The organism is Prevotella sp. AM42-24 (assembly GCF_003461825.1).
Classification (GTDB): domain Bacteria; phylum Bacteroidota; class Bacteroidia; order Bacteroidales; family Bacteroidaceae; genus Prevotella; species Prevotella hominis.
Window position 1 is genome coordinate 1 of record NZ_QTXV01000089.1, and the last position, 9,533, is coordinate 9,533.

Consider the following 9,533-nt stretch of genomic DNA (forward strand, 5'->3'; position numbering starts at 1 on the left):
GCACCCATAACCAAATATTAAATCTTCTTTTTGCTTTCATTTTCTATCTTGTTTTATGGGTTACTTATGATTGTCTTTAGTCTCTACTCGGCGAGCCTTATCCGCATCTTGGGTGTCATCGCTACCATTTCCTATTGCAGTAATGCGACTTGCCTCTATGCCATTCTTCACAAGCCAAGTTTTTACGGTTTCTGCACGCTGGCGAGATATACGTTTATTGACAGTCACGCTGCCTTTTGTGTCACACCAACCTGTTACCGTCACCTTCATGTTCGGATTCTCTTTCAATGTTTTGAGAATATCATTCAATTTAGTCTCTTCATTTTGTTGGATGTCGATACTATTGAAGGTGAAATATATGACAGGGAAAGTCACCTTTGCAGATTCTTTTATGTCTTGTTCAACAACTCTTGTTTCTGCCTTATCCACTGTTTCTTTCTGATTGACATTCTCCGAAGAAGTTGGTTCCTGTTGTAGAACCTCCTTTTGTGGAACTGATGGAGTTTCTGCTACCTTGTTCTTCTTTTTTGAGAGGTTTATCCCCAATCTCACTCCACTTTCCCAAACAAAGTTGTTCTTATGCAGATGCTCAGGCATTCCGTCCACACGTTCGCCAGTAAGACGAGTCAAACCGGAATAGATGCCCAATTTCAGACATGAAGTCAGTTGGTAGCCCACCTGCAAGTCTGCACCATAACCCAAATGCCAGTTGGTAGAACCTTTCATTACCTTGGCATCATCGGCTATAGTCTGGATATCAGCCTTGGTCGTTACTGCATATATATGAGGTGAAACAGCCAAATCCCATCGGCTGTTAGCTGTCTTGTGGAACAGTCCAAGGAGATTAACGTTCACTCTTGCCCCATACCAACCCATCCTGACATGGCTTTTCAGATTGGCATATTCCCAACTGTCCATGCCTAAGACACCTGCGTTGTAACGCATACCGTCGCTACCCAACCAATAGTTACGTTCTACGCAGCAGTCTTGTGCCGACAAGTTCATCTCTCCATACTTGGCGGACAGCTCTGCCGAGAATATGGAGTTGAAACGATAGCCCCCATATAAGCCAGCAGCCCAACCGAGGTGCGTCTTGTCATGTCCGAAACTTGAGAAAGTAGAGAAACCGAAAGGCATTCCACCCTCAATACCGATGTACCAGCCTTGCGATGGGGCAAGTACATCTTTTCCTTCTTCAGCTTTCATTGTGGAAAGCGGAAACACTGATGCAAGTATTGCAATCAGCAATCTAATCCGTATTGTCAAATAATTTGCCATATTATTTCGTTTATATTAAATCGTAAAGATAAAGATAAGGAGTATTCTCCTAATAATCAAAATGGGTGACTACTATGAAGCCTTTTGTTTCATTTGAACCGAAACTCACTCTAAGAAATACAAGAGGTTTGTCAGGGAAATTAAAATGAAAGCCAACAGAAGAAAGATATAAAAGCGTTCTCTCTTGATGAAGTCACGAAAGCTATAGCGAGCCTTCCAATGATTCTCAAGATACATCCTGTACTCATGTATCATGGCATATCCTAAGATAATACCTAATATGAGTACAGACACCCCGATGATGATCAGGGCTAATTCTATCCTTGGCATAGTTTCTAACATTTCTTTCATGGCACAAATATAGTGTTTTTCATCCAAAAAAGGTGTCGCATTCCTATGTTCAGGTGTCTACTTCCTATGTTTTAGGTGTCTACTTCGTAGGAAGTAGACACCCATTTTAACGATTTATTCCTTTTTATTATGCGTTTTTCTGGTATTTTCTTCTCGCCATTCGGTAGGCGTACAACCTTCCTTTGACTTGAAAATCCGGTACAGATAGGTACGGGCAGAGAAGCCACACTCGGCAGAAATAATGTCATTACTATAGTCTGGACATTCCAACATCATCTTCTTTGCCGCATTGAAACGTATATCGCCAAGCCATATTCTGAATGTGGTTTTCTGATACTGGTCGAAGAATACAGATAGCTCATCCTTGGAGATACAAAGTGTGCGAGAGAGGGTAAGCATATTCACAGTACAGTCCTTATATCCTAAATTCGCACACCATGCATCAAGACTCTTCTGGATGAAATCTCTGCGCTCATCGGAAAGTGATCGTAAAGATTCTGTACCACTATCAGTAGAGGTCTGCTGTTTAGCAGAAATTGCCCCCCCCAGACCTATATTTTACTCTCGTCAAAGCATTGGTTTCCTCTTCTTTATCCAAGAGTTCTTCGGTAGGGATATAACTGCTGCCGAGAGCTATAAACGTAAGATTGAAGAACAGCAAGGCAAGCAATACAGCTGGACCTACTATATATAATAAGGTGGTAGAAAAGATGGCAACCGGCATAGCGAGAACTGCGAGCCAGAGAATAATGACACTGGCTCGGGAATATCTCACGTAAGGCAACAAATCCGTTGCAGCCATTGTTTCCAACAAGTTTCTGCGCCTGATCATCTCCTGAATAATCATGTATATGCAATAGAAAACACTTGCGCAAAACAGAGCCAGCATCAGATAAAGCCCTTCTCTGATATACAGGCTATGATGGAGACTGATACCCACGCAAAAGACCAAGATAATGGCAGCATAAATACCACTGCACATCAGAATCATCTTCCTGAGGTTGGCACGGGTGGTTTCTATGTTATAGATTCCTATAGAGATAAGCGAGAAGCAGGGGGTATAGATGAGGATGTTGATGACCGCCCCTAAATTATCGTGCATGGCTCGGAATCCGAAAGTCATCTGTATCACATATTGTATCGCCAATCCTATCAGTGCAATCACGATGATCCATCGAGAACGCTCATACCGCTTGTTCTCCCATCTTACATGCAGATGAGAGAGTGCTACGATGAAGGCATTGATGAGCATGAATATAAAACATGCAAACTGAAAAAGAAATAATGAATCCATACGCTTCTTATCTTTTGTTTATTTTCTTGTATTTTTGACATCTTTCTTTGCCATACATTATTATAAAATAAGTAAATACGCTTGCAAAAGTACGATAATAATTTCAGAAAAAAGAACAATAGCCTCAAAATCTTTTACTGAAAGAAGATTAACAGTAGAGGGTGTGTCATGGACTGATGACACACCCTCTTTCATGTTTATTATACAAGCCTATTTATCTTATGAAAGGCGTACTACTATTCAAGTATTACAAGAGAGAATTGAACTTCTCCTGAAGGGTAGCCTTAGAAGCTGCACCCACAAACTTGTCAACCAACTCACCACCTTTGAAGAACAAGATAGTAGGGATATTGCGAACACCGAATTCCATAGCAATGTCATCATTCTCCTCAACATCACACTTACCTACTACCAACTTGCCATCATACTCGTTGGCGAGTTCAGAAACGATAGGAGCAATCTGGCGGCAAGGACCGCACCATGTTGCCCACAAATCTACTACCAATGGGAGCTCACCATTCTTGTAGCTCTCAAAATTGTCATTTGTAATTGTTACTTCCATTTTATTCTATATTAATATTATTATAAATATGATATGTCTTACTGCAAACCGTATGCCAATTTTATTTAATTGATATGGTATGACATTTTAGGGTGCGCCTCAATATATTGTATCAGTTCCTTGCCCACATTGACTGTCTTATCTTGCGCCCGGAACATGATGAAGGTATTGCTCTCCACATCATGTATCTGAAAATACAATTGAGTTTTCCCTGCCAGATCATCTTTCAACATCGTATTGAAATCATTGATAACTGTATCATCAACGATATCACTATCCAGCGTAATCGTCAATTTCTCAATACGGTTTTCTTTAATCGTCTGCATGTAATCAATACTGTTGATCTTGAATTCCAGATAATTACTATTGGCATATCTTGGAGCGCATCTTGCAGTAACATAGACTGTACTTCCTTCTACGAGCATACCACGCCATTGTCCCCAATCTTCACCAAAGAGAGCCAATTCTCCGGAACCCTCAAAATCTTCCAGTGTTACAAATCCACAAGGCTTGCCAGTTTTGGTAAACGTTGATCTCAGCGCAGTAACGATACCGCCAAAGACAATTTCAGCCTTTTTGGACAAGGCCTCCTTGTCGCCCAATTCTGTACAATGCGTATTGCACATCGAATGGAGAACGATACTATAATCATCCAGCGGATGAGCAGACAGATAAATACCTACCAGTTCACGTTCCTTATTCAATTTCTCGATCGTGCTCCATGGCTCTCCCTTAGGAATAGGAGGAGTTGCAATTTCTACCGCTTCCACTCCACCGAAGAGAGAAGTCACAGCCTCCTGCTGTTCACGCTGGTAGAGCTGTCCATACTTCACCAAAGTATCCAGGAAGACATTTCCCTTGGAATCCTTGGCAAAGAAATCCTCTCTTGGGATTCCGAAACTATCGAAACCACCACTCAGCGCCAGACTTTCAAAAGCCTTACGATTCACATTAGAGAAATCTACTCTTTGGGCAAAATCAAAGATATCTTTATAGGCACCATTCTTCTCACGCTCTGCCACAATGGCATCAGCCGCTGGAGCACCCATACCCTTGATGGCAGAAAGACCGAAACGAATCTCGCCATGCTCGTTCACACCAAATGCACGGTAACTCTCATTGATATCCGGGCCCAACGTCTTGATATTCATAGACTGGCATTCCTCCATCAACTTCGTAATCTCAGTAATCTGAGAAAAACGGCGAGTCATAAGCGCAGCCATATATTCGGCAGGATAATGCGCCTTCATATATGCCGTCTGGTAAGCCACCCAGGAATAACAGGTTGCATGCGATTTGTTGAAAGCATAGGAAGCAAACTTTTCCCAGTCGCCCCAAATTTTCTCAAGAATGGCAGGATCATGACCATTTTCCTGACCTTGCTTGATGAACTTAGGCTTCATCGCATCTACAATATCCTTCTTCTTCTTACCCATCGCCTTACGCAAGGCATCAGACTCACCACGAGTAAAGTTGGCAAGCTGACGGGAAAGAAGCATCACCTGCTCCTGATAGACCGTGATACCATACGTATCCTTCAGATACTTTTCCATACATGGAATATCATACTTGATTTCTTCCTGTCCGTTCTTTCGGGCAATAAAAGATGGGATATAATCCATAGGTCCCGGACGATAGAGCGCATTCATCGCAATCAAGTCTTCAAAGACCGTAGGCTTCAACTCGCGCAGATACTTCTGCATACCAGGCGACTCAAACTGGAAAGTACCAATGGTCTGACCACGCTGATAGAGTTCATAAGTCAGCGCATCATCAATCGGTATTGTATCCAAATCAACATCTTCACCTAATGTCTGCTTTACTACCTTGCAGGCCTCCTTCAACTCGGAAAGTGTCTTCAGACCCAAGAAGTCCATCTTGATCAAACCAGTAGATTCAATCACGTGGCCATCATATTGGGTAACGGCAGTCTTCAGTCCAGGGAAATCCGGGTCATCAGCAGTTGAAACCGGCACCCAATTACTAATCGGGTCTCGACAGATAATGAATCCACAAGCATGAATACCTGTACCTCGTATCGTACCTTCAAGCATTTTGGCATACTTGATGGTATTGCTTTCACGAGGATCAGTAGAAAACTCCGCATCCCTCAATGCCGGCGTATATTTGATGGCATTGGTCAAGTTCATCTTAGCTCCATCAGGCAATCGGTCTGGGATAGCCTTACAGAGTGCATTTGCCTTATCCAGAGGAAGTTTCTCTACACGGGCAACATCCTTGATGGAATTCTTGGTTGCCATACTACCATAAGTGATAATATGCGCACAATTCTCATGCCCATACTTATCCATCACCCATCGGAGCACTTTTCCACGACCATCATCATCAAAGTCGGTATCAATATCAGGAAGATTGACACGGTCTGGATTCAAGAAACGCTCAAACAGCAAGTCATATTTCAATGGGTCTATCTTGGTAATACCCAAGCAGTAAGCTACCACAGAACCTGCAGCAGAACCACGACCCGGACCTACAACAACCCCCAATTCTTCACGTGCAGCACGAATAAAGTCGGACACAATCAAGAAGTAACCAGGGAAACCCATCGTCTTCATGACATGCAACTCAAAGTTGACATGCTCATCGACATTTTCCGGCAAAGGATCACCATATAATTTCTTGGCACCCTCGTAAGCAAGGTGCTTCAGATATTCCGCCTCAAACTTAATACGGTATATTTTGTCGTAACCGCCCAAGCGGTCTATCACTTTCTGTCCTTCTTCAGGCGGCAACTGGTTCTCCCCATTCTCATCAGAAGTAAATTCCTTGTAAAGGTCTTCTTCTGACACCTTCTCACGCAACTGTTCCTCGGTACCGAAAGTCTCCGGAATCGGGAAGAACGGCATGATAGGTCCATGGTCGATACTATAGATTTCCACCTTATTATATATATCGAGCGTATTGGACAAGGCTTCAGGAATATCAGAGAACACTTCATTCATCTCCTCCCGAGTCTTAAACCATTCCTGCTTAGAATATCGCATACGATTCGGATCATCCAGATCCTTACCTGTAGCAAGACAGAGCAAATGGTCGTGAGCCTCAGCTGTTTCCTTATCCTCAAAGTGACAGTCGTTGGTACAGATCAGTTTAATGCCATATTCCTTGGCAAATTCTATGAGCACCTTATTGGCACGCTGCTGCAATTCGTAGGCCTCACGATTGGCAAGGATACGTGGATCATCAGGCACTTTGTGGCGCTGCAATTCCAAATAGTAATCATCACCGAAAAGATGATGATACCATTCACAAGCCTCGCGTGCACCTTCGATATCACCATCCAGAATCTTCTTAGGAACCTCGCCAGCAATACAAGCCGAACAGACAATCAGATCCTCATGATATTTCTCCAAATCGGCACGATCCGTACGTGGGCGCATATAATATCCGTCCACCCATGAATTGCTGACCAATTTGATGAGGTTTTTGTAACCATTGTAATTCTTCGCCAAAACGATGAGGTGATAACCACTCATATCACCCCTGTTTTTATCACGATCCTCTTTTCTTCGATGGGCTACATACATCTCACAACCAATAATAGGCTTAAAAGGTTCCAGACCTTCTTTTTTTCTACCCTTATTGACTTTTCCGCAATAATCGGTCAGTTCCTTGATGCCAAACATGACACCATGATCGGTAACGGCCATACCCTTCATGCCGTCCTTGACAGCCTTGTCAACAAGATGGGGAATCTTGGACTGACCATCAAGGATGGAATACTGTGTATGGACATGTAAATGTATGAAATCTTCCATTTTTTATACTAAAAAGCGAATTTTGAGTTCAAAGTTACTGCTAAAAGTTGACATAACCAAAAGAAATTGCGGAAAAATTTGCAAAAATGACAAAAATAATGTACCTTTGCAGTGATAAAAACTTAATCTCTCTGTAATGGGACAAAAAATAAAGAAACTAAAGAAGATTAGATTACACCGTGAAGGTACCGACCAGCTGATTTACGGTATCATTGCTATCATAGCAATTGCGGTGATATTGTGGAATGCCTTTGACAACAAAATACCATTTTGGTCTTTCTCTGTAGTCATGGGTGTTGTGTATTGTATCGTGCTTAACTTCTATCGTTGCCCTATACGTTACCTGAACGTAGAAGACACCGATAAATTAGTCGTGGCTCCTGCCGATGGCAAGATTGTTGTCATTGAAGAAGTTGACCACGCACCTTACTTCAATGATAAGCGCATGATGGTTTCCATCTTCATGAGCCTATGGAATGTGCATGCCAACTGGTTCCCTGTTGACGGCAAGGTGAAATTCGTGAAACACGTAGATGGCAATTATCACAAAGCGTGGCTTCCTAAGGCGAGCGAAGAAAACGAGCACTCCGATGTCATGATTACTACTCCTGATGGCGTGGATATATTATGCCGTCAGATTGCTGGTGCTGTGGCACGCCGTATCGTTACGTATGCCAAGGAAGGTGAAGAATGCTATATTGATGAGCATCTGGGATTCATCAAGTTGGGTTCCAGAGTTGATGTCTATCTGCCTGTAGGTACCGAGATTTGCGTCAAGATGGGGCAATCTACGACAGGCGACCAGACCATCATCGCCAAATTGAAATAGTTTTCGGGCAAGTTGAGCCATTCAACTACTGATCATCATATATAAAAATGAATATAAAGAAACATATTCCTAACACGATTACCTGTTGTAACCTCGTATCTGGTTGCATCGCAACATCGTATGCTTTCGGAGGAGCACCCAAGATGGCACTTCTCTGGATTATCATAGGTGCAGTATTTGACTTTTTTGATGGCATGAGCGCACGCTTGCTCCATGTTTCATCACCTATAGGAAAAGAGCTTGACTCTCTTGCTGATGATGTAACATTTGGAGTTGCTCCTTCAACCATCGTATTTTCACAACTTTTCGTGATGGAGTATCCGGCAATCTTAGAGCCATTACGTTCATGGTTACCTTATACTGCATTCATCATCGCAGCCTTCTCTGCCCTAAGATTGGCAAAGTTCAATCTTGATGAGCGACAGACGACATCATTCATTGGTGTTCCGACTCCTGCCAATGCGCTGTTTTGGGGATCGCTGATAGTAAGTAGTCCTTCATGGCTAACCAACGACAAATGGTCTGTGGCTATCATCTTGGCAATGATTCTCATTACCAGTTTCTTGCTTGTATGTGAATTGCCACTCTTTGCTCTGAAATTCAAGCAATGGTCATTCAAAGGTAACGAAGTCAAGTATTTCTTTATAGGTCTGACCGTTATCATTCTTGCCGGCTCTGTATTCACAGAGGGCGCTATCGGATTTCTTCAGGCCTGGTGGATTATCATACTTGCCTATGTGATTCTTTCTGTGATTCTGTATTTAAAGAAGAAATAAAACAATAAGGGTGTGTCATAACTACATGACGCACCCTTTTTCTATTTCTATTTTTCTACAAGCAATGCTAAATCATAATCTTTTTCGACTACTCTCCCTATTCTCCAAAATACTCTTTTAAATTTCCTTCTCTGCCCGGGTATATTTTTCTCCCTGCCCACGCAAGAATTTTTCCGTGGGCAGGGAAAAATAAAAGTGGGTACAGGGATGGATAAAACATGTTATATAGACATATCCATAACAAAGTAGTAAATTAACCGCTTAACGTAAGAAATAGCAATACCATGGGCAATTGCCAACATTATCTTCAATCTATTTACATTTTTTTGCCATACATTATTATAAAACAGTATGTTATTGTAAAAGTTTTTACACTTTTGCAATAGCATAGTTTAATGATACAAAATAATGATGAAACAAACTTTTATACTTCTTTTCTCCTGTTGGTGGCAAGAGTTTGCAGGCTTGAGGTGGAGCGTAATTTACTGATTTTCAGTAATATAGATGACAGAAAATCTGCATGACCTAACGAAGCGCTTCATTAACACTTAACGATGCGCTTCATTAACACCTAACGATGCGCATCATTAGACCTTAATAAAGCGCATCGTTAGAGTTCGTACTTGCACTTCTTTAGAGGAAATGGAACTTAAATATATATTTG

Annotated in this window: 8 protein-coding genes; 2 read left to right on the top strand and 6 right to left on the bottom strand. The window is 42.0% G+C overall.

The genetic code is table 11. The annotated features are described in order from the left end of the window. Nucleotides 1–60 precede the first annotated feature (60 nt). The 6 genes from DW917_RS15380 to dnaE form a co-directional block, all read right to left on the bottom strand. Nucleotides 61–1,206 carry an OmpA family protein gene (locus DW917_RS15380; protein ID WP_158570206.1) on the bottom strand — a complete coding sequence of 382 codons (1,146 nt, stop codon included), beginning with the start codon at nucleotides 1,204–1,206 and terminating at the stop codon, nucleotides 61–63. Nucleotides 1,207–1,383: 177 nt separating this feature from the next. After that, complete coding sequence (locus tag DW917_RS15385; protein WP_233524774.1) at nucleotides 1,384–1,608, bottom strand: hypothetical protein; 225 nt, start codon at nucleotides 1,606–1,608, stop codon at nucleotides 1,384–1,386. Between the two features lie 135 nt (nucleotides 1,609–1,743). Then, complete coding sequence (locus DW917_RS15390; RefSeq protein WP_233524775.1) at nucleotides 1,744–2,028, bottom strand: helix-turn-helix domain-containing protein; 285 nt, start codon at nucleotides 2,026–2,028, stop codon at nucleotides 1,744–1,746. A 127-nt stretch (nucleotides 2,029–2,155) separates the two neighbouring features. Beyond that, the gene (locus DW917_RS15395) at nucleotides 2,156–2,923 is read right to left on the bottom strand and encodes a hypothetical protein (RefSeq protein ID WP_118120144.1); all 768 of its coding nucleotides are present in this window, start codon (nucleotides 2,921–2,923) and stop codon (nucleotides 2,156–2,158) included. A 247-nt stretch (nucleotides 2,924–3,170) separates the two neighbouring features. After that, nucleotides 3,171–3,485, bottom strand: a complete 315-nt coding sequence (gene trxA / locus DW917_RS15405) for a thioredoxin (RefSeq protein WP_022110070.1) — start codon at nucleotides 3,483–3,485, stop codon at nucleotides 3,171–3,173. 65 nt (nucleotides 3,486–3,550) lie between these two features. Continuing rightward, nucleotides 3,551–7,264 (bottom strand): DNA polymerase III subunit alpha, encoded by a 3,714-nt coding sequence (gene dnaE, locus DW917_RS15410; RefSeq protein ID WP_118120148.1) that lies wholly within the window; start codon nucleotides 7,262–7,264, stop codon nucleotides 3,551–3,553. Between the two features lie 136 nt (nucleotides 7,265–7,400). Between dnaE and DW917_RS15415 the strand changes: the two genes are divergently transcribed. Both DW917_RS15415 and pssA read left to right on the top strand, forming a co-directional pair. Beyond that, complete coding sequence (locus DW917_RS15415) at nucleotides 7,401–8,093, top strand: phosphatidylserine decarboxylase family protein (RefSeq protein WP_022110068.1); 693 nt, start codon at nucleotides 7,401–7,403, stop codon at nucleotides 8,091–8,093. 47 nt (nucleotides 8,094–8,140) lie between these two features. After that, nucleotides 8,141–8,869, top strand: coding sequence for a CDP-diacylglycerol--serine O-phosphatidyltransferase (gene pssA / locus DW917_RS15420; protein ID WP_118120150.1), 729 nt, complete (start codon nucleotides 8,141–8,143; stop codon nucleotides 8,867–8,869). Nucleotides 8,870–9,533: the final 664 nt, after the last annotated feature.